The sequence below is a fragment of the Elstera sp. genome (genome assembly GCF_044372965.1).
Classification (GTDB): Bacteria; Pseudomonadota; Alphaproteobacteria; order Elsterales; family Elsteraceae; genus Elstera.
In genome coordinates this window covers 1-21786 of sequence record NZ_JBILQX010000020.1, presented here as the reverse complement: position 1 = coordinate 21786, position 21786 = coordinate 1, and the positions used below count along the sequence as shown (strand labels likewise).

The 21786-nt window shown below is 57.9% G+C and carries 11 protein-coding genes and 2 CRISPR repeat arrays; of the genes, 6 read left to right on the top strand and 5 right to left on the bottom strand.

Features of this window, described 5'->3' with window-relative positions:
• Positions 1–100 precede the first annotated feature (100 nt).
• From ACIQ36_RS04735 to ACIQ36_RS04720, 4 genes are read left to right on the top strand one after another with little or no spacing between them, the layout of a single operon-like run.
• Complete coding sequence (locus tag ACIQ36_RS04735) at positions 101–1876, top strand: hypothetical protein (protein ID WP_395826430.1); 1776 nt, start codon at positions 101–103, stop codon at positions 1874–1876.
• Positions 1873–3648 carry an RAMP superfamily CRISPR-associated protein gene (locus ACIQ36_RS04730; RefSeq protein ID WP_395826428.1) on the top strand — a complete coding sequence of 592 codons (1776 nt, stop codon included), beginning with the start codon at positions 1873–1875 and terminating at the stop codon, positions 3646–3648. The genes ACIQ36_RS04735 and ACIQ36_RS04730 overlap by 4 nt, the downstream gene beginning before the upstream one ends.
• The gene (locus ACIQ36_RS04725; protein WP_395826426.1) at positions 3648–4901 is read left to right on the top strand and encodes an RAMP superfamily CRISPR-associated protein; all 1254 of its coding nucleotides are present in this window, start codon (positions 3648–3650) and stop codon (positions 4899–4901) included. Before ACIQ36_RS04730 ends, ACIQ36_RS04725 begins: the two co-directional genes overlap by 1 nt.
• On the top strand, positions 4894–7242 hold the full coding sequence (locus ACIQ36_RS04720; protein ID WP_395826424.1) for a TIGR03986 family CRISPR-associated RAMP protein: 2349 nt from the start codon (positions 4894–4896) through the stop codon (positions 7240–7242). Before ACIQ36_RS04725 ends, ACIQ36_RS04720 begins: the two co-directional genes overlap by 8 nt.
• Here ACIQ36_RS04720 and ACIQ36_RS04715 read toward each other — a convergent pair.
• The 5 genes from ACIQ36_RS04715 to ACIQ36_RS04695 all read right to left on the bottom strand — a co-directional run bounded on the left by ACIQ36_RS04715 (position 7214) and on the right by ACIQ36_RS04695 (position 16909).
• Positions 7214–8773 (bottom strand): hypothetical protein, encoded by a 1560-nt coding sequence (locus ACIQ36_RS04715; protein ID WP_395826422.1) that lies wholly within the window; start codon positions 8771–8773, stop codon positions 7214–7216. The two genes, ACIQ36_RS04720 and ACIQ36_RS04715, sit on opposite strands and share 29 nt — an antisense overlap.
• Positions 8774–8837: 64 nt before the next feature.
• Positions 8838–9842: direct repeats of the CRISPR family, unit length 36 nt; unit sequence GTTTCAATGAGGCCCAGGCCTTTCGACCTGGGAAGG.
• Positions 9843–10051: 209 nt separating this feature from the next.
• Positions 10052–10351: a CRISPR-associated endonuclease Cas2 gene (gene cas2, locus ACIQ36_RS04710; RefSeq protein ID WP_395826420.1), complete on the bottom strand. Its 300-nt coding sequence runs from the start codon at positions 10349–10351 to the stop codon at positions 10052–10054.
• A 16-nt stretch (positions 10352–10367) separates the two neighbouring features.
• Positions 10368–12173, bottom strand: coding sequence for a CRISPR-associated endonuclease Cas1 (gene cas1 / locus ACIQ36_RS04705; protein ID WP_395826418.1), 1806 nt, complete (start codon positions 12171–12173; stop codon positions 10368–10370).
• A gap of 95 nt (positions 12174–12268) precedes the next feature.
• A CRISPR array of direct repeats spans positions 12269–13752; the repeat unit is 37 nt; unit sequence GTTTCAATGAGGCTCCGGCCAATAAGGCCGGAGAAGC.
• Positions 13753–13975: 223 nt separating this feature from the next.
• Entirely contained in the window at positions 13976–15409 is a 1434-nt protein-coding gene (csb2, locus tag ACIQ36_RS04700) for a type I-U CRISPR-associated protein Csb2 (RefSeq protein ID WP_395826416.1), read from the bottom strand.
• A 318-nt stretch (positions 15410–15727) separates the two neighbouring features.
• The gene (locus ACIQ36_RS04695; protein ID WP_395826414.1) at positions 15728–16909 is read right to left on the bottom strand and encodes a Fic family protein; all 1182 of its coding nucleotides are present in this window, start codon (positions 16907–16909) and stop codon (positions 15728–15730) included.
• Between the two features lie 296 nt (positions 16910–17205).
• Between ACIQ36_RS04695 and ACIQ36_RS04690 the strand changes: the two genes are divergently transcribed.
• The gene (locus tag ACIQ36_RS04690; RefSeq protein WP_395826412.1) at positions 17206–18435 is read left to right on the top strand and encodes an exonuclease SbcCD subunit D; all 1230 of its coding nucleotides are present in this window, start codon (positions 17206–17208) and stop codon (positions 18433–18435) included.
• A gap of 3 nt (positions 18436–18438) precedes the next feature.
• Positions 18439–21786 (top strand): AAA family ATPase (locus ACIQ36_RS04685; protein WP_395826410.1); only part of this gene is annotated, 3348 nt, incomplete at its 3' end.

The window sequence follows — 21786 nt, the reverse complement described above, 5'->3', positions numbered from 1 at the left end:
GCAACGAAATGGCAACTCGGGTTGATCGAATTATGCCCCTTCACAGATCTAACGGAGACATGTCATCATTTTGGGACTATATCCGTTTTAGGGTTTGAAAATGCCAGCATTTTTGCTTTGGGTTGAGGGCGTTGATTTTAATACCACTGTATTCGACACGACCGATTTATCATGTATCCGTGGCGCAAGCTTAGGGCTCTTGTTTGCGCCTTACCGTATCAAACAATTATTGGAAGAATGTTCGGCGGACGGGCCGGTCAATGAAATCTTCACCGGGGCTTCACTGGCTGCCTTCAAATTTACATCGGACGAAAAGGTAGCACATCAGACGATCAAAACCATTCGGTCTAAACTAATGCAAGAAGGAATCGATTGGGAAAAATTGAAATCTATCCTGGTCACGATCGAGGGATACGACCCAGACATCCTAAAGACGCAGGGGGCACTACCCCTAGCTCATCTTCGGATACTCCTGGCCTATACCGAGATCACGGCTGATGAAGACGGCATAGACAAAGCGATAGATCGTGCGCGGGCCGATATCCGATCACAGCAGCTACAAAGCCTCGGCGCGCCCCTTACACATTTGGCGGTCAAGGCAGTGAGGCCCGACAAAGCGCGGTTTGGTAATATTCTTCCTGCGACAGAACAATTTCCTGTACCCACCGATTTGCAAGACAACGGGCTTGAGCGCAAAGCCTGGATGTCAGCATCGGTAGCCGCCCGCCGTACTTTTGGTCGTTTGATGCGGCAATATTTTTATCGCGCCGAATTAAAAGACGCAAAATACGAGGCCGATTTCGTCAATACAGTCGATCATATCGCCGGGGGACTTCCCAATGGGACCACGATAAAAGAGGCCGTCCACAATAAAGTGGCGGTCGTCCATATTGATGGCAATCAGTTCACCAAAATTCGTCAGCGCACGCGACTTGAAACAGCAGGAGAGCATCGATTAACGACCTTCGCGAAGAAGCTGCGCGAATATCAGCAGGGAAATTTTCTTCGTCCGATGATCGGTTGGTTGACGGACCAGAGAGCCTCAAGCACGGGAAAAGAACGGCTGACTCGAGTCATCAATGACCATGACCTCCGCGAGGACAGCCAACATGAAGTAGAAGCTTTTCGCTTTGAAACACTGCTATGGGGCGGCGACGAAATGGTTTTCGTCATGCCCAGTTGGATCGCCCTTTGGTGGGCACAGATGTTTTTCGACCAATGGGCCAAAGATTGGACCATGCCGGTCCACGGGGAGGGGGCGACTGAAACCCTAACCCATGCGATGGGAATCGTTATTTGCGACCGACGGACACCCTTGCGGCAGGCGCGCGCGATGGCCGAGGCTTTATGCAATGCCGCAAAGTCGGTTCCCGGCGACAGCCCTGCCGACGCGGTGCAGATTGAAGTGTTTGAGAGTGTTGATTTACCCGACAGCGCCGCTGGACTGGCAGAGTATCGCCGTACCCGCTACATTGCGCCCGAGAAAAAAGAGGACAAAGACGAAAAAGAAGCTTCGCTCTTCACCCTGACGCCGACCGAGTTGCGAGACCTGCCTGGGTTGATTGCAGCTTTGGAGCATGACGAGACGGGCCTCCCAAGGTCGCAAGCCTATCGCCAATTGCACAGTCTCCGTGATCAGGGCGCGCTATCCCATGACAATACAATCAACACAATTAAAAGCGTGTTTAAAGCATACCTCGCGGCTGCCGGAAAAGGCCGAGAGGGGGGGATCAAGGCGCTAGCAGACTGGGGCGGGGATCGTCCGGCGGGCCTAACCCTCGCGCTTCTGACGCACTATTGGGACTATGTTGATCCGTTCGGCGATGGTTGGCCCAGGGACGGTAAGACGCCTGGGACGGGTGAGGCGGCAGCATGACGCACCGGATTGAAATTACTATCTCGGCCACCTTAACCAGCCCATTCATCCTACCAGGCCTGGCCTCGCCGGTTCTAGGGGTTGATACTTCCGCGCTGCGCAACGAACAAAAACATCCTGTGATTCCAAGCGACCAGGTGAAGGGGTTGCTGCGCGCGGCGATGGTCTCATTGGAAGAGGCAGGAGCCGCCAGCAAGCAGGATATTATCGATCTGTTTGGTGGGCCTTCTTCAAAGGCTATTGAAACTGGGGAGGGTAATATACCGGCACGCGGCACCTTAATTACGGGCGACCTTCTAGACATCAGGGCTAACCCGTCGATCAAACACGAGAACACACTTACTCGCATTGCCATCGACCGGCAAACCGGTAGCGTGCAGCGGGGCGCGCTTCAGGTCATTGAGCTCGTTGCTCCTCTGGGTGAGCAGGTTGAGTTAGTAGGAACGGCAATCCTCTATGCCAACCCGGACGCGGCACAACGCTGGGTATCGCTCTTGGAAAAGGCCTGGGCCCTTGTGCCGGCCGTTGGCAGCGGCAAAAGCGCCGGTTTTGGACGGGTTGTTGCACAATCTCTTCGGGCAAAATCTCGATCCCTTATCCTGCCCCCGTTGGAGAAAACTGAGTATCCGTCGACGGTGTGGCTTGATGTGACATTTGATCGCCGCCTTTTGGTCGATGCCCAACGCCTATCGGACAATGTTTGGTGTGGGTCGACCATTATTCCGGGAACTGTCCTCAAAGGCGCTTTGGCGCGCGCCCTGGAACTAGCAGGAGAGAAGCCAGCAGTCGGTCCTCTGGGGGACGCGCTTCAAACGATCCGTGTCTCGCACGCTTTCCCGCTGGATGATGTGGGGGCGGAGCTGGATTTGCCAATACCGCTTTCCGCCGTGCGACTCGATGGGGAGCGCTGTGTTCGGGATGTCCTTCTTGTCCGCCCCGGCGCTGTCCCACTCGGTGCGAACGGAGAGTTGCCTGCCTATCAGGGCGATTGGAAAGGGCGAGGCGAGGCGGGTGCTCTACCTCAAGCCTCGGAAATCACCGCCAGCCCGCGCCTGCACACCCAGATTGGAGAAAATTATACGGCCGCTGATGGCGATTTATACGGCGACATCGGCCTATCACCCTGGCTAGACCCAGGCCAAGGGATCAAGCGCCGCTGGCGGCTGCGGATCGACCGGTGCGAGGCCGACCAAGATTGGTACGCGCGTTTCCTTGATCTGCTCCTGAAGCGTGGTTTGGATGGCATCGGCAAAACCGGGGCTTCGGCCAAAATCGTTCGCGTCGAAACTGTGAGCGCGCCGTCAGTTCAACCAGTCGCACCCGACACGCAGCTCTGGGCGGTAACGCTGATCACTCCAACGATGATGTTGCCGCAAACCGAGCTGCCAGATGATGCGGAAGCCTTGAAAAGAGCCTATGCTGATTATTGGTCGAAGGCCCTGGGAGAGGCTTGCCACTTGCGCCGTTTCTTTGCGACGCACCGGCTGGCGGGTGGCTACATTGGAATACGGCGGCGGCATTTCGGAGCTGGTCAATACCGCCCCTTTGTCCTGACCGAACCCGGATCGGTATTTTTGCTCGCGGGTAATCTTGAGCAGCGGTTGCAGCGTCTGATGGGGCAGGGTCTTCCCGCGCATGGGGCGACGCGCCAAGATTGGCGAACCTGCTCGTTCCTACCGGAGAACGGTTTTGGCGATTTCCGTCTAAACCTCATCGACCACAGGGCACTATCAAAAGGGATTGCTGCTATCGACTTGGGAGGGGAAGCCTAATGTCTGCCGAGAAAGAGAATTTCGGCCTGCACCCCTTCCGTCTGGAAGTGAAAGGCCAGCTTGTCACGGAAAGCCCGCTTCATCTTGGCGATGGCGGGGAGCGGCCCTTGAAGAAAGAGCAGGGCGGGGAGTCCCCGCGCCTTACGACGATCCTGCGCGGTGCAGGGGGGCTTCCTTTCATTCCGGGGTCATCCCTAAAGGGCATGTTGCGCGGCCTCGCGGGCGATTGTGATGATATTGCTCTCTTCGGCAGTGCGAAGTCGGGAGGCGACAGCACTAAGGGGCGGATGGGCCAACTCTTTGTTTGGGGGAGTATATGTACGCCCGGCCCGGTTTGTGATGCACCCTATGCCGATCCCGCGCGGGGTAGTTTCGCCGCTGCCCGTACAGCGCTGGATCCGGCGACCGGAACAGCGGACGAGCATAAGCTATTCTTTCAGGAAATGCTGCCTCCCGGAACGTTGATTCCACTGGAGCTTCTGTTGGTGGCTGATAGTCAAGACGAGCTTAATACGGCTTGGTCAGCACTCCAGCCGCTGCTGGCCCGCCTCATCCAGGGCGCGCAATTAGGGAAGGGTAAGACGGATGGGCAGGGGCGCGTGCGCCTTATGGAAGACGGGCTTTCCGCCACCCGTTTAAGCTTGAAAGTCGATGGTCAACTCCACCGCACACTCGAAAAAATTCACCCTTTGGTCTGCGAGCAACCGACCCTTGACCGGATTTGGACCTTAAGCCTGACCTGCGAAGGCCCCTTCGCTATTCTCGATAGTACCGTAAAAGCTGCGGGGGCAGTCGAAGGAGCGCAGTTGAAAGCGCAGAGCTTGTCGAGTGATTTGCCGCATATTCCAGGAACCAGCCTCATGGGTGCCCTACGCGCCCAGGCAAACTGGTTATCTGCTGTGTCCTCTTCCGATACAGGAACAGTCGATACCTTGTTCGGCACAACGGGCCAAAGGGCGCGGCTTGCGCTGGAAAGCTTAAAGGTCACCACGGGAAGGGACTGGGATATCACCTCGGTGAAGCTTGATCGTTTCTCCGGCGGACCAATTGATGGCGGGCTTTTTACCACCCGCACCTATGTAGGCGTGCGCGCGACAGCTCGCCTGCGACTGAACGATAACGAGCCTGCGCCCCTGGTTTTCGTCGAAAAGCTGATCGACCATCTGAAGGACGATGTGCTGCTGCTGGGGCATGGCACCAACAAAGGCTTCGGCTGGTTCACCGTAACCGTGGAGGAGGGGAAAAATGGCTGAAGATCCGCGCATTACGGCGCTTAAGCAGAAATATCGCGATGAGGCGGATCGAGCGCTGGCTAAAACGGGCGCAAAACTAACCCGCGAAGAGCTCTTCGATAATCTGGCAGATCAATTATATGACGATCTGCAAGATTTTTCTGAGCTGGCTGATCAAGCCATTGAAATCGCCGACCTATTTAAGACCGAGCTTTCTCGCCGATACGCTCAACCGGTGCCACCAATGTTGAAAGCACAGGCTTCCCGTCCCGATACCACGCGCCGGATGAGTGGGGGCCACGGAAATTCACCCAAGCCGCGAGAGCCTTTGGGTGAACATCTCCTCACCTCCCCCTTCCGCTTCGTCGCGCTGAATGAGACGGTCGTCAGGGGCGCGGACGTTTCGCGCGCCGCGCCGGTCTCCGATGGCTATTCGGGCCGCCTAACGGTCGATTGGGCCGTGGAAACCCCTCTCTTGATTGGTCAGTCGGAAACGACATCCAGCCCATCAAAAACGGCTGAACCCGTTCGTCCTTTGTCGATGCCGGGTATCGGTTACGTCATCCCCGGTGCGACGCTGCGGGGGATGATCCGCGCCTCGGCGGAGATCGTCGCCGGTGCCCGGCTTTCGCAACTCAATCGGCATCACCGGTATGGCTTGCGGGATTTCACCCATCCACGGGTGAGACCTGAGGATGAGACCAAATCCATCCTCTCAGCAAAGCAAGTGAAAGCTGGGTGGATGCGCTATGATATAAAGACGGGGGAAGCTTCCGTCACACCTTGCCAGACATGGCGTCGTATCAAGCATGTAGAATTACAAAAGCTTCTAACGCAAAAAAAGGATGAGGATGTATATCTCTGGCGGGAGAGATGGTTAAAGCGTCCAATGCAAGACCGCTACGGAGAGGCTGGGCAAGGAGGTTTTGATTTTACCTCCGCCCCGCTGCGGCGGTTCCGCATAACCGGATCCAGCCCAGAGGATGGATACGCCGAACCAGATGCGGTAAACGGCGAACGCGGTCGCTTGGTCTTTTCACACCGGTCTCCAGCACCTCCCAACGCCCGCCAAATCCGAGAGGCAGAGACGCGCGGTGGACCGGGGCAATCGAAGAAACATGAATATGTTTTCTTCGATGATCCGAATGCCGAAGCCTTTCCGGTTCCGCCCCGCGATTGGGATCGCTTTTGGCTGATTAATACCAAACCTGCCCGGCATAACCGGAAACCTGATGGTAGTCTTGCGCTTCTCTGGCCAACCTTGGAGAGAGGGAATCCTGTTCCCGTCTTCTATGTTCAGCATGGTGAAATGCTGGAGTTCGGGTTAACCCGCTTTTTCAAAATCGCGCATAAATATTCTATCGGTGATGTTCTAGATCGGGAATCGGTGCATAAATTACCCGATCCGATGGACTTTACGCCCGATATGGTCGAGGCGCTATTCGGCTATGTGTTGGAAAAGAGCGATTTTAAGCCAGATTCCGCCCAGTCCGAAGCGCGGAAAGGCCGGGTTGCTTTTGGCTTTGCCAAATTAGTGAATGCCGAGGATGCGACCGAAGGGCCGGTCATCGAGACCATCATGGGTGCCCCCCGCGCCTCCTTCGCGCCTTTCTATCTGCGGGGCCGATACAAGGATTATTCCGATCTGGATACGCGATTGGCCGGGCGCAAGCGCTATATTCCCCGGTTCCGCCGCGAGGATTTGGCCGATGCGCCTCAGAACCTCGTGAAGAGCCTGAAGCATCAGATCGAGCGCCTGAACCGCGACCCCGCCAGCCTTAGGGACGTTATCAGCCGCCTCAGCTTCCTTCAGCACCGCACAAAGGGCGGGGAGTTGCTCTTCCGCAGCGAGATTCGCCTGCATAATGTCAGTGCCGTCGAACTGGGCTTGCTGCTATGGGTGCTGACTCACGGCGGCGACCCATCAAAACCCTATCGGCATCAGATCGGTCGGGGAAAACCCTTCGGAGCCGGGCAAACACGGGTGGAAAACCTGCGTCTTGCCCTGCGCCCCAACGACGCAGCGGCCCAGGCCCGCTTGATCGCCATCGATCCTCAGGGTGGGGAAGGCTGGACAAGAGACGGGCTAGACCCAAAGCCGTTTCTGCGCGCCTTCGAAGCTTATATGGCCAAGAATTGGTCGGGCTGGCCCAAGGTGACATCGGTCGAACAATGGCTAAACGCCGCAAAGCCAGCCTATGGGGCTGCGGAGGCGTCGAGGGGTCGGTTTGAGTATCCGGCGCTGCCGGAATTCAACACGATCAGGAAGGCGGTTAAATTGGATACCAAGCAAGCGGTTCCCGCTAATGCTATCCCCGACTCCTTGTTGGCGGTTACCGGCAAACCAACAACCAGCCCGTAATTGAAGCTAACCCGCCAAGAATGAGACTAACGTAGCTGAGCTTTTTCAACGGCGGCTTTTGTGAGGTTAGGTTTAGGCGGGCCATTGCTCCAAACCCTAAACCAGCCAAAAGCAATATGACGCCTGTGGTGATTGCAACCACTGCCCATCCCTTGCCGCCGTAGGCATGCTCGGGAATGAAAACATTTACCCCCAACCCGCCGACAATCAGCGAGGCGATGAGGCCGAGCATGGCGATCCAGTTGAGGCGCAGACCCGCTTCGGTGGCTTCATGGTCTTCGGCGACGTTCAGAATGGCCGTCATGTCGCGGGCTTTTTCGGCGACATGTTGGTAGAGGTCGGGCAGGCGCAACTGGGTCTGCCAGAGATCGAAGAGGTCTTGCCCCTGCACTTGGTTTGAAAGGGTTGGGAACCAGCCGTGGCCGAGAAAATCCATCCACTCCCGCTGCGCAGCCCGCAATTGGGCGCGATAAGCCGCATCACTGAGATCGCTCACCGTCCCTGGGGTCAATCGGGCCATCAACCGCAGTAAGGCAGCCTGTTGATAATAGAGCACCAGCGCCATATCGGTGTAATGATGGCTAAAATGCGTTGACAGCGTATCGCGGGTGAAGTCGTCGCCACTACGCCCTACAAAGGTGAATTGATAGCCGGTGAGTAGATAGCGGCTCCGCATCCAATCCGGGCCATGGGGATCCCAGAACCGGTCGTAACAATGATGCTTCTCGAAATCGGCTAAGAATGCCTCCCCATAGGGCAACCCGGCCCCTGGCGCATCGGCGAAACACAGCCGAACCCAATCGGCGCGCTTCAAAGCAGTAGGGTCATCCACTGTGATGAATGCCATACTGGGCAGCCGTTCATCGACCACATGGGACACCCAGGGGTCGTCACCTTGGTCATTGAAAGTCAGCGGCGCGAGTAATTTTCCCCACCAGGGCAGCAAGTTTGGCGCAAGCCCAACGCCGGTATTCGTTAGGCCCGATCCGTCCATGCCTGCTGGGGCGCTCAACGGCTCTTGCGCATCAATGGTAACCGACTCCGGTACCATTTTGGGCGAGCCGTTATCCCAGAAGGGCAGGTAACAGCGACGCAGCTCATCCAGACAGCGCTGGACGGCTTCTAATGTCAGAGGTTCTTGGTTCTGTAAGTCCAGGACCAGAATGACCACCCCCGTCCGAAATAACGCCAGTTCCAAACGGTTAACTCTGAGCTTGACGCTGGTTTCATTCTCATGGGTTACGGTCAGAAGGGCAGGTTTTGATTTGGCCTCAAACCGCGTCAAAGCCGGTTTCTTATCCTTAGGGTAAAGCAGCTTTTGCACGAAGGGATGCATGTAAACAGCAGCAGCGTAATCCTCTGGCTTAGCGGTATGTCCAGGCTCGAATGGGTGCTGTTTGGGCTGCCACGGGCTGTCGATTTGCGTTAGATGCTTAGTCACGCGCGCGACAAGGTCCGAATCATCGTTTGCGGCCGGCAGATGGACCGAGAGCGGCCAGAAGAGAATCTGCCGGAAAATCCCCACATCCATCGTCAACGCGCCTCATCTCAAAATAGAGCCTGAGGCAGCATAACAAACTTTTCAGCGCCGCGCGCACCGAGAAAACCCCAGGCCTTTCGACCTGGGAAGGCGGTCTACCAGAATGCGACAAACCCGGATCAGCGCTTGTTTCAATGAGGCCCAGGCCTTTCGACCTGGGAAGGCCACGAACAGCTTCATTCAGAACTTCGTTGTTCCTGCACAGTTTCAATGAGGCCCAGGCCTTTCGACCTGGGAAGGACAGCGATGCGGAGTTTGCTTGATCCGGTGGAATCTAAGTTTCAATGAGGCCCAGGCCTTTCGACCTGGGAAGGCAACCTACGCGAAACGCAATCGTTCATCGGGAACGGCGGTTTCAATGAGGCCCAGGCCTTTCGACCTGGGAAGGGTTTTGGTTGAGATTCTTTTGCAGAGGTACATATATTAGTGGTTTCAATGAGGCCCAGGCCTTTCGACCTGGGAAGGGGCGCGCACCCGCGTCAACTTCAAGGCCGATCTTGAATACGTTTCAATGAGGCCCAGGCCTTTCGACCTGGGAAGGCTATGGTCAAAAGACCTAAGGGTGTCGATTCTCTCCCGTTTCAATGAGGCCCAGGCCTTTCGACCTGGGAAGGCGTCGCGTCACGGAAACCCTCAACTTCAGCCGCCCTGTTTCAATGAGGCCCAGGCCTTTCGACCTGGGAAGGCTTTTCCGTTTTTAAGTGGGCAAGTGGTCCAATGAGAGGTTTCAATGAGGCCCAGGCCTTTCGACCTGGGAAGGCCGGTTTCGCACGGCGCTGGTATCGGGCGTCGTCGGCGTTTCAATGAGGCCCAGGCCTTTCGACCTGGGAAGGGCGCCGGAACCCTCGCGCGTTTCGCGTCCCCGCGCTGTCGGCGTTTCAATGAGGCCCAGGCCTTTCGACCTGGGAAGGTTTCGATTTCCTGCCCGAAGATGAAGCGCTCACGTGGGTGTTTCAATGAGGCCCAGGCCTTTCGACATGGGAAGGGGTGTCGCCACAACCTTTGCGGGAACCGCGCGCCCCCGGTTTCAATGAGGCCCAGGCCTTTCGACATGGGAAGGCCCCCCCTCGGGAAGCTCTTATAAACTAACCAAAATTCGCCCAGGAATCGAGCGGGTGTTTTGGAAAGGGTGAAATAGGAGAGTAAATCTGTCCTTTCTCGACGCTTCGTTAGATTTTCTATAAATCAAATCAATTGGTTAAATCCTTGCGAGCGGGTCCCGGCTTTTAGCGGGTACTGAACCGCTCGCAAACGGGGCGGCGGATGAGGCTAGATAACCCTGGCCTCGCGGTCTATCGCCTGAAAGCTCTTACCCAAGCTTTCGATGCGCAGGTCAACCTCGGTCGCCGGGCCAATATCCAGAATCAAGACGTGATCTTCCGAGGGCTTAATTTCGCGGTCGAGGCGCATCGCTAAGGCGGCGCGGCGGCGGGCGGTTAGGCGGCATTGGAAGACCGAAAGCTGCAACCATTCGCCATAGGCTTCCAGGGTTTTAAATACCCGCCGCCACCGTTTTGGATCCGCAATATCGTAGGTGACGATATAGAATCTCTCGTTGCGGGAGGACATAGGCTTTTCCCGCCCCCTACCGTGGCACGTAATGGGGATAGATCGCCAATTCGCCGCGCAGGTAGCGCGCAAGAAGCCGTGCCTGGACGTGCAGCATACGCCGCATCGAGATTTGATAGCCGAAGGTTGGGTGCGTGGCTTCTTGGTCCAGGCGGCGCTCGAAGGCTTTAATCAGTGTTCGCCGCCCAGTAGGAGTAAGATTGCAGCTTGGCCCCACCATCACAAAATCCGACGGCCCGAGTTCCCCCTGGTTAATCGCCGTTAAAACGGCGCTGTCGGCAAGAATGGGGCGCAAGGGCTCCATCATATCCAGTGCCAAGGACGGGCGGCCAGGCCGTTCGGTGTGATAGAAGCCAACCCACGGGTCCAGCCCCGCCACTTCCAGCGCGGTCGAAACCGTTCGCGTGAGTAGGGCATAGCAGAGGGATAAACAGGCATTGACAGGATCGGCGGGCGGGCGGCGTGACCGGCGCTCGAAGCCAAAGGCGGGGAGGGCTGCCGCCTTGTCATTCAAGAGCTTCGGCAACGCCCGAAAATAGAGCGCGGCGCCCTCGCCTTCAGTCCCCAAGAGTTCGGCCATGTCCCGCACTTTGTGCAGGCGGGTTAACAGAAGCCGGAGACGATCCAGAACCGGATCCCGCTCGGCCTCGCTGCCCCGCCAATTGCGGCGCAAAATTGTGCGCTGATTGCGCAGTTTCGCCTCTACTAACGTACGCGCAAAGGCCAAACGCCCGCCCGCATCCTCCCGTAAGCGATACTGGGCAACGCGCGCCCCGGCGCTGCGGGGGCCGCGACCGCCCGTGGTGCCAAGATACCAAAAACCGCTGCTCATCCAGGCAACGGGAATGTCGGCGCGCATTAGGGCATGCAAGGCCGGGGTCGAAAGGTTTACCCGCCCGGCTATGACCAGTTCCGATATGTCGCCGATAGCGACGCGCACCTCGGCGTCGGTGTCCCGAAACGCCTCGTCGCGCTCGGCGTCGGATGGGCGGGCCGCAGGAGCCTTTATCACCAAAACCTCGCCGTCTTTCCCAATCCGGGCGCCCGGCTGCTGCACATAAAGCGGCAAAGCACTCTCGGCAGCTGGGGGCGGGGTGCGGGGTACGGCCCCGGTGCGGAATAGGTTCACCTCATCGGGTAAACAGATCGGCAATAAAGAACAGCGGGTACATTTTCGGCTATTCTCTAGAGGCGGCGGAATGCGCCGCGTGGCCGCCGCTAAACGCAGCGATGCTGCGGCTGCAGCGGTGCTGGCCCGCAAGGTCTCATCGAACCGCACGGGCACCCGGTCACGGCTTTCGGCGAACCACAAGAACCCATCGCCCACCCGATACCCATTGTCTTCTAAAATAAGGGCTTGCGCGCAGAGTTGCACCCGCTCCGGCTCGTAAGCCCCCGCCGCAACATGGGGGCGCTTGCCCTTCTTATAGTCGATGGGCGTAACAATTCCCCCATCCCCTTCCAGCACATCGAGCTTAGCAATCAACCCCAAGCGTTCGGAGGCCAGTTCAACCGACCGGGTAACGAAGGGGCGCGACTCCTCGGTAACTTGGTCGGGGGCGGGCAGCGCCGGACGGGCCGCATCAACCCCGGCATGAACCCGTCGCCCAGCCTCGGTATCGCCCGAGTCAGCCCATTCCCCTTCGACCCACATCAAATAGGCAAGCCGGGGACAATAGACCCATTCATTAATCATCCTGGCGGGGACCAGCACATCATCGATCCCCACGGCTGGCGCGGGTAATAGCAACGACAGTTGCTGTGCTGACGTCGGCTCTAAGGCCTCTAAGCCGTCTTCAGCCGTTGGTGGATCCTTCGTCACAGGCTTATCCCTGAAAACGCAACACTCCCTAAGGTTAGCAGAATTTACGCGTAAATCACCTTGTAGAATAGGCTGAAAGGGCGAAAGCCAAGCACGATGTGACGCGAGGGAAAAAAGCCCCTCCGGAGAATAGGCCGGAGGAACTGAAAATGTTCGTGATTGGTTGAAAGATCATCCAAATGTTTCAATGAGGCTCCGGCCAATAAGGCCGGAGAAGCGTCGGTCTAAAATGGAAATCAAAATCGTACAGTACCCGTTTCAATGAGGCTCCGGCCAATAAGGCCGGAGAAGCGAACGCTGTTAATACGATGCGGAAACTACCCCCGCCGTTTCAATGAGGCTCCGGCCAATAAGGCCGGAGAAGCTATGGCGGGCTGAAGCATCGCATGATTGCGAGTATCGAGTTTCAATGTGGCTCCGGCCAATAAGGCCGGAGAAGCAGGTTGTCAGCTTCTCGCTTGCAACGTCCGAAGTTTGGAAGGTTTCAATGAGGCTCCGGCCAATAAGGCCGGAGAAGCGACGGACGTGCGCGTTCTCGTCAGCCCCGAGTTCTTCGAGTTTCAATGAGGCTCCGGCCAATAAGGCCGGAGAAGCCGAGTTGATTATTGAAATACATGAACGTGCAGAACAGGTTTCAATGAGGCTCCGGCCAATAAGGCCGGAGAAGCGGGCGGTGATCGAGCGGATCACTGGCGGCGTTGTCCGCGCTGTTTCAATGAGGCTCCGGCCAATAAGGCCGGAGAAGCAACACAAAAACCCTATAGGTTGCTCGACGGTTTGTTCCCGGGTTTCAATGAGGCTCCGGCCAATAAGGCCGGAGAAGCACTGAAGGAGTTGATTGAAGAAGCGACGGAAGACTATGGTTTCAATGAGGCTCCGGCCAATAAGGCCGGAGAAGCGGAATCAGCGCTGGTTCATCAATTTGGATCGACTTCGGGTTTCAATGAGGCTCCGGCCAATAAGGCCGGAGAAGCCCTGCGCCGACAAATCGAGGGCGGCAACCTGGGCTTCGTTTCAATGAGGCTCCGGCCAATAAGGCCGGAGAAGCGAAGTGATCGGGATTAAAGAAAGTGCGTTACAAGCTGTTTCAATGAGGCTCCGGCCAATAAGGCCGGAGAAGCTGTTCTCAATGATCCCTATTTATGCTCGTATAGATGGGTTTCAATGAGGCTCCGGCCAATAAGGCCGGAGAAGCTTCTATTAACAACGAAGATATCTTAGATACGAATAACGGTAGTTTCAATGAGGCTCCGGCCAATAAGGCCGGAGAAGCGCCGACGTCGCACGTCAAGGCAGCCTTTGACGTTGAAAAGTTTCAATGAGGCTCCGGCCAATAAGGCCGGAGAAGCAGGCGCGCGCGGAGCGAAGCGGCCCCCCCCCGGGGCGGCGGCGCGGTTTCAATGAGGCTCCGGCCAATAAGGCCGGAGAAGCTTAGCCGGGCTTTCAAGAGCCAGCGCACGAACAAGGTTTCAATGAGGCTCCGGCCAATAAGGCCGGAGAAGCACGCGCAAGCTCATCGGCTCCTATCCAGCGCGCGAAGTGGTTTCAATGAGGCTCCGGCCAATAAGGCCGGAGAAGCTCCCCCCTTGGGAAGCCCTTGTATGGTAACGCAAAATCGCGCCGTTTGCGAGCGGGTCGTTTTGGGCTTGCTTCAGAAGGGCTAAGGAGGGGGGAGGCGTGGCTCACACTGTCAAAGAACGCTTTATCAATCAAGCCTTTAGCCGATTTCGAGCGGGTCCCGGCTTTTTGCGGGTACTGAGCCGCTCGCAAAACCCCTCGGCAAGACTGACTTCGTCCGACAATCATTCGATAGCGGCACCGATCTGTCCAGTGGCGTGTTCGGGGCCGTGTGCGGGGGCGGGGCACAGGAGGCCGCCGCCCTGGTGGGCATCGCGGCCGATCAGAATGGGTCCGGTCAGCGGGTTCGCAAAGCTCAGGATGAGATGCGCTGAGACACCTCCCTGCCAGACGATGCGGCGAACACCACAATCGACCGGGGGCGGCAGGCCGCGACGGGTGAGTTCCAGGCGAACATCATCGGCTATGAACGACGCCGCGTCGGCTTTTCCCCTCGGGTGGCGGGTTGGGCGATAGCGTGTGAGGCTTGTCCATATCGCGGACGTTTCGGGCGGCAAGGGTTTTGGGGCGGCGAGTAACAAAACACCCTGAGCCCCCGCCCGAACGATGCGCAGCTGGGCGGCCACGCGGGCGAAGACGGCTCGGTCTGCCGCCGGATCAGCGCCTTCGACGCCCGGCGACCGGTCGACCCGCCACGGGGCGATGAGGCGCACTTCATCCAGAAGCCCATCGCCGTCGCGATCCAGAACAGCAAGATAGATATGGCGATGATTGCCCAAGCGCGCCGGCCCTGGCCCCGCCAAATGCCCGGAGAAGAGCAGCGGCACGCCGCCCGTTGCGTCGCGCGCCAGGCTCATCACGGCGGCGCGAATTGCGGCAGCAACAGCCGGGGCTTGATCTTTCGGCGGACGGCAGCCGGGCAGCAGCCGGTAAGCGACGGCATCGGGAAGCGTTTCAGCGGCGGGGCGCAGGGTTAGGCGGCCCACCTGCCCCACGGGGGTCATGACCCCCAATCCCAACCAGCGCCCATCCCCCAGCAGCAAAGGCCCCTGGATTGGCTCGGCGACCGTTAACGCCGCATACCACAGGCGCTGGGGTGGGAACCTCGGGGGCACCGCAAACGCTTCCGCCTGCGGCCCCGCGCCGCTGAATGGGGTCCGACGCACCTGCCCCGCGATATACTGGCGAGGATCGAAGCCCGCCTGGCGGAAAGCCTGAATAAGCGCGGCTTGCGCAGAGTCTTCCGTCCTATGGTACCCCCGACGGGGCTGCGACGAAAGGGCGGGCAGGGCCAGCGGTGTTAGACTAACCCAGTGCCGTGCTCCCTGCTGGGACCAAAGGCTGGGGCAGGCTTCCGTGCCGGGCAAAGGGATTGGGGTGAGTACCCAATCAGCGACCACAAGACCGCTCAACGCCCCCCGAATCTCCCCCTCGGACCAGGGGCAGTCGGGCGGGATGGAGAGGAAGAGTTTCGAAAAAACCGCCTCGAGCCCCTGTGCCCCCTGGGATGGCACCGGGATCAGGCGAAGGCGTCGAGGCATTTCCGCCGCATGCGCCCTAAGGCCAATGAGCAACCGCTCTACCAGAGGCGCACGATCCGGGTGGTTCCGAGCCAGAACAACCGCCGCCGCATCGCGGATAACCGTGATCAACCGCACCACATCGTGAAGCGGCCATGGTTCTGGCTGACCCGCAGGATTGCAAATCTCGAACGCTAGGCCCGCTGGTGGGCCCCAGAGCGTTGCTGCGTCACCCGGCTTCGTTTTAGAGGAAGTAAACATTGTAGGGTGTGAAGCTACCCCGTCTTGCGACCGGACGCACGAACCTCTTGGCACGCTATCGAAAGACCTGGCTATATCCGTCGACCCAGTTTGAATTGATACAGAAATATGTCTTTCAAATCACATAATGCGAATTATGGCACAGGGCTTTTCCATCGAAATATCAATGCCTTACCAACGAATTGCCGCTACCCGTCACTCAATATGCGGCAATGGATCTGTGCCTTCGCTCAGGATCGCGAGATAACGCCAGTAACTGAAGACCCGCCCTCGCTTCCGGCCAGTGACCTCCTTGACTACCGACAAGCGTTCGAGATCAGCCAGCGCAGCATTGACGGTGGGGGAAGAGAGCCCCGTCCTCTCGACGAGCTGATTGGCCGTGAGGTATGGGTTTTGCTGAAAAAGCTCATGCAGCCGAAGGGCCGACCCAGCTCGGTCACTCTCCATGGTGATCCTCTCTCGGTCGGCTTTGAAAAGATCAACAATGCGGCTTGCAGCGTCGAACGCTTGATTTGCCGTATCTGCAATGCCTGTCAGGAAGAACTCAAGCCAGGACTCCCAGGCACCATGCTCGCGCACCTCCTGGAGGAGCCGATAATAGTCGGTTCGATGCGTTTTGAGGTAAAGGCTCAGGTACAGTAAAGGCTTATGCAGCACGCCGTTTACGCACAGATATAGCGTTACCAGCAAGCGACCAATTCGGCCATCTCCATCGAGAAAGGGGTGAATCGTCTCGAACTGAACATGCAAAAGGCCTGCTTTAATTAACGCCGGAAGACGGGATTCTTCCTCGTGCATAAAGCGCTCGAGAGCATCGAGGCAGGCCTCCATTTCTGCTGGCGGCGGTGGAACAAAAAGGGCGTTGCCGGGGCGAGATCCGCCAATCCAGTTTTGGGAACGCCGAAAATCCCCAGGACTCTTGGTGCCGCCGCGCCCGCTCTGCAGCAAGCGCGCGTGCATCTCGCGGATAAGACGCAGCGATAACGGTAGCTCCTGCAGCCGATCAAGGCCGTACATCATGGCATCGACGTAATTCGAGACTTCGCGGATATCGTCGATCGGCTGGCCGGCATGCGCCTCTGTTTCAAAACGCAGCAAATCGGAGAGGGTCGACTGTGTCCCTTCGATCTGGGATGATAAGACCGCTTCCTTCCTTACATACATGTAAAGAAACAGTTCCTGGCGTGGCAGCAACATGGTGATACCATCCAACCGCCCCAGCGCGCGCTCGGCCTGCCCCAACCGGTCAATGAGGGCCAACACGTCAACTGGAGGATAAGGCGGTAGGGCTGGCGGCACGAAGGCCCGCACAATTTCACCCGCGACGGGGGTTTCGACAAAGCGGCCAAGCCGGCGATTAGAAGCATGTTCGGACATGCAGCAAGCTTGAGCCAACTGCCTTAATTAAGCAATCCGGCATTCGCTTAATTAGCGGGCGAGCCTATGTAAGCCAACTTAATTAACGCCGCCTTACGGTGCTCTTGCGCCGCACACAGGAATCCATATACCGCAACACCTACCAATCAATGCAAGCTTCCGCTTGAAATAGCACAAGCTCACTGCATAATCTCGCTCAATGACGGGTGCAATCACCTACCCTGAGAGCAAAATACGAAGATACTCATCTGCATGTAGATTGGAATAAATCCCGTCTCTCTGGAGTATTTTTATTGATGCGCGTGCTTCACACAGCAGACTGGCATATCGGGCAAACTTTAAACGGCTGGTCTCGCGAGGCTGAACATCAAGTATTTTTCGAGCAGCTTGCAGATATCCTCGTCGAGGAGGAGATCGATCTCCTGCTCATCGCTGGGGACGTTTTTGATAACACTAACCCGTCTGGTGAAAGCCAGAAGCTGCTCTACAAAGCGCTCGCTGAATTCAAGCAGCGGCGACCAGACCTCGTTATCGTAATCTCGGGCGGAAACCACGACCCGGCTTTACGCCTCGAAGCGCCAAATGATCTTTTTCAAGGCTTCGGGATCCATGCGATCGGAACCGTTCGACGCCTAGGGGCAACAGTCGACGTCAACAGCCATCTGATTCCCGTTCCAGGTGCCAACGGAGACCCTGCGTTGTATGTCCTGGCCATTCCCTTTCTGCGCGCCGCAGACTTACCGGGAGTGGCATTTGCAGAAACGGAAGACGGTTTAACCGTCATGGAAGCCGCTCGGAAATTCCATACCGACATTGTCGCCGCCGCCGCCAAAGTCATCGGCGACCTACCCCTTATTGCAACAGGACACCTCCATTGCGCCGGGGGGCTTGAGAGTGAGGGTGCCGAGCGCCGCATCCTGATCGGCGGATCCCATGCGGTTTCCCCCGACATCTTTCCTGAGCGCTTGGATTACGTCGCCCTTGGCCACTTGCACCGGCCACAAAGCCTCGCTGACGGAAGAGTGCGCTATTCGGGAAGCTGCTTTCCAATGTCAGCATCGGAACTTCGTTATAAGCATGGGGTCACAATCCTTGAAATTCAGGGGCGCACTGTGACCAGCCGCCATCGCGAAATCCCCTGGCCTGCGCAGGTGTTGCGTCTCCCTGAAACCGGAACAATGCCCCTTGAGGAGCTTGAGAAAGCGCTCTCCCTGATCGTTGACAGCCCTGACCCCTCGTTAAGGCCGCTCGTCTATATTGAACTCACTGCAACCAAGGAAGTGCCTGCTGTTGTGATTGGCAAGGCCGAGGCTCTGCTGCGAGACGCACCGGTACGCACCGCCGGGATTAGGGTCCATCGAACGATGCCTGAAGAACTCGAGGCAACGCTCGTTGCAACGCCAACCCTTTCCCTGAAAGAAACCCAGCCCGAAGACCTTTTCGTTAAAGCCTTCCTAAGCTGTCACGGCACCGCGCCAGAGGCCCATCATCTTGCAGCCTTCCGCGATGTGGCCGGGGAGGGTTAGAGCATGCAGATACTGTCGATCAGCGGCGAGAACATCGCTAGCCTCGCGGAACCCTTCCATCTTCAATTAGATACTCATCCGCTTTCCTCTGCAGGTCTCTTCGCGATAACCGGCGAGACCGGCGCCGGTAAATCGAGTCTACTGGATACACTATGCCTCGCCCTTTACGGGCAATGCCCGCGATTATCGGGGGATGGCACGCGGGAGAACATCGCCGATGTCGAGGGCCAGGAGCTCAGAACGACCGATCCGCGCACAGTATTGCGCCGAGGGGCGGCGAGGGCTGTCGCACGGGTAAGATTTCGGGGTGTTGACGGGGCAGCCTATGAGGCTGAATGGGTCGTAAGGCGCGCGCGTGATCGGCGCGATGGTAAGCTGCAAAATGCCGAGCGCAGTCTCAAACGCACATCCGATAACCAGGTCCTCGCAAGCCAGATCACTAGTGTTAACGAGCAGGTCGAGGCGCTGACCGGCCTGACCTATGACGAATTTCGTCGGACCATTCTCCTGGCGCAGGGGGATTTCGATGCATTCCTCGTCGCAAAAACCGCTGACCGCGCTGCAATCCTCGAAAAAGTAACAGGCACCGAGGTCTACCGGGATATTTCGCGCCGGGTCTATGCCCGCCATACCGTGGCAAAGCAAGCCCTTGAAACATTGGAGGCCCGCCGCGGCGAACACCACCTCCTGACGCCGGAAGAGCGGATTGCGCTCACGGGCGAGATCGCAACTCAACAGGCCACCCAAAAGGCCGAAGATATTGAGCTGTGCGGGATTACGACCGACCTTCAGACCTATTTAGCCCTGGAAGAAGCCCGCGCAAACTGGACGAAGGCCGAAGCCCGCCTGCAGGCAGCAAGTCAAGAACTGGAGGCTTGCGGCGCAGATCAAGCATGGTTGCGCGAATGGGATGCCGCCCGCGCCATTCGCGGTGAAGTGAAGGAGAGGGACGCAGCGGCCTTGGCCGTCAACAGCGCCACGCAGGCCCAAAACACTCTGTCGAACGCCCTATCTGCACAGAAGGGCATCGCAGCGGCAGCAAAGACGGCGTCAGACGCCGCCCTTGTAAAGCGCAATGAAGCTGAAAGCGTGTTCAAGGGCTTTGCGGAGGATTGGTCGAGGGCGACAACGCTCGATGGACAAATAGCGACGGCGAAGGATGAGGTTCAAAAAGCCGAAGATCGGGTGAACGTCACCACACGTGGCGTCTCAGACGCCAAACGGGAAAGTGATGAACTCGGTATCCGGAAAAAGGCACTTCAAACCAGTATTGATGCTGAGACATCGCGGCTCGCGAGCGTTCAGGGCCACGAGGTGCTTTTGGCTAACTGGGCACTGCTTGAGGATCGTCTGCAAGGCCGGATAACCGCTGCCGCGAATAAGTTAAAATGGCAGGAGGATCACTCTCTGCTCTCGCAATTCATCGCGCGCGATGTCCAGCAGAAGACGAATACCAGAACAGCCATCGGGGTGGCCGAAGGAAAAATTGCAGCGGCTCAAGCTAATCAAAATCGGATCGCGCCTGAGCGCTCGGGCCTCACCGAGGCCGCGCCGACCGACCGTCTCGACCGCCTGTCCCAAGCAACGAGCGATCTGAGACGTCTTCGTGACGCGAGTAACGATGCCCGGTCTGCACGCACTGCCTTGACCCTCAGCAGAACGCGGCTCACGCAAGCAGAGGCATCGATCACGCGCGCTGGAATCAACAAGACCCAGGCGGCGGCAACAGCCGAAAAGCTCAACCTGCAGATTGAGGTTCTGAAACAGCCGGTCGCGGCAGCGGACGCTGCAATGTCAAGCGAAGCCGCGCACCTCAGACGACACCTTCACCCCGGCGAACCTTGCCCCGTTTGCCGGTCAACTGACCACCCGGTCATGGAGGACACGGCGCTCGCCGAGTTGGCTCGGACCTTGCGCGAGCAGTTCGAGGCCGCCGTTAACGCGCGCGACGCAGCTCTAGATCAAGTCCAGGCCGCTGAGCGGGACCGTATGGCGGCAGAGGTTTCTATATCTCAAGAAAACCTTACCGCTCGGGATTTGGAGGCGCGGCAATCGGTTGCTGTCGAGGCGTTTAACGCCGCGCGTGACGCGCTCGCCAAAGGGCCTTTGGCCGACCGGGTTCCCGGCGATATCGATAGGCCTGAGGAGGTTTTCGATGCCCTGATGAGGGTCGTGGCCGAATGGCGACGGAAGCTTGAGGAAGACCGGGACAGACTTTCAGAACTCGAGAAGCAGCATCGCGGTGCTGCTGAAGCTATTGATGAGCAGACGCGAGAAATCACCCGGTTGCAAGGGGTGCAGCGGGAGATCGAAAGTCGGGTCGCGGAGTCGGAAGCGCGCCTTACCGCACTAAAGGATAGAATCCTCGAAGCGGAAAACAGCCTTTCCGAGATCGGCCTCCGCCTTGCCCCCTTTCTTTCGGAAATGGGCTTGGCGGTTGAGATTTTCGATCACAATGCCCAGGACCGGCTCGAAGAACTCCGCCAAACGATCAAGGCGCTGATACAATCCAAAGATAAGATTGCTTCGGATCAGAAAACCCTCGACTTACTCGGCACTGAGATTGCGCGTTGCGCCGCCCATCTCGCAAACGAGGAGAAAGCGCTGGCCGAGGCCGTCAGGGATCGCGACGCGCGGCAGGCTACCTATACGGCTATCGTCAATCAGAGAAAAATGCTGCTCGGCGGTGAACCCACCGACAGTCATCGCTCGCGCCACAATAAAGCCCGGCAGGATGCCCAAGTTGCCTTTGAAACGGCCCAGGAGAAGTTGGGTCTCGAGACGGCGAATCTGAGCGGTTTGGAGAGCCAAGGCAACGCCGCGGTGGAAGCACTAACCGTTGCCAAAGCCCGCCTTGATGACGCCGAAATCGCGTTAGCCAACGCCTGCGCGGCCGCCGGACTTTCCCTACCGCGAGCTATCGAACTGCAGTCTGCGACAGACGATGAGATCAGCCCGCGCCAACAGCGAACGAAGCGGGCTGAAACCGATAAAGTGGAAGCTGAGGGCGCGCTAAAGGAGCGGCGCGATGCGTTGACAGCTTTGGAAAATGCGGGGCTACCAACCACTCCTCAAGATGATCTGAAAAGCCGACACGGATCGCTTGAAGCTTCGATCAGAAAGCGCAGTGAAGACATTGGGGGACTGTTACAACGGCAATTGGCGGACACCCAGGCGCAAGCAAACCTTGCCGATCTTCAACGGGAAATTGACGCGGCTCGCCGGGTCTCAGAAACATGGCTCGCGGTAAACCAGGCAATTGGGGCTGCGGATGGGGATCGATTTGCTCAGATAGCGCAAGCAGTAACATTGGCCTTGCTCGTTGAGCGGGCCAATATCCACCTGCACGAC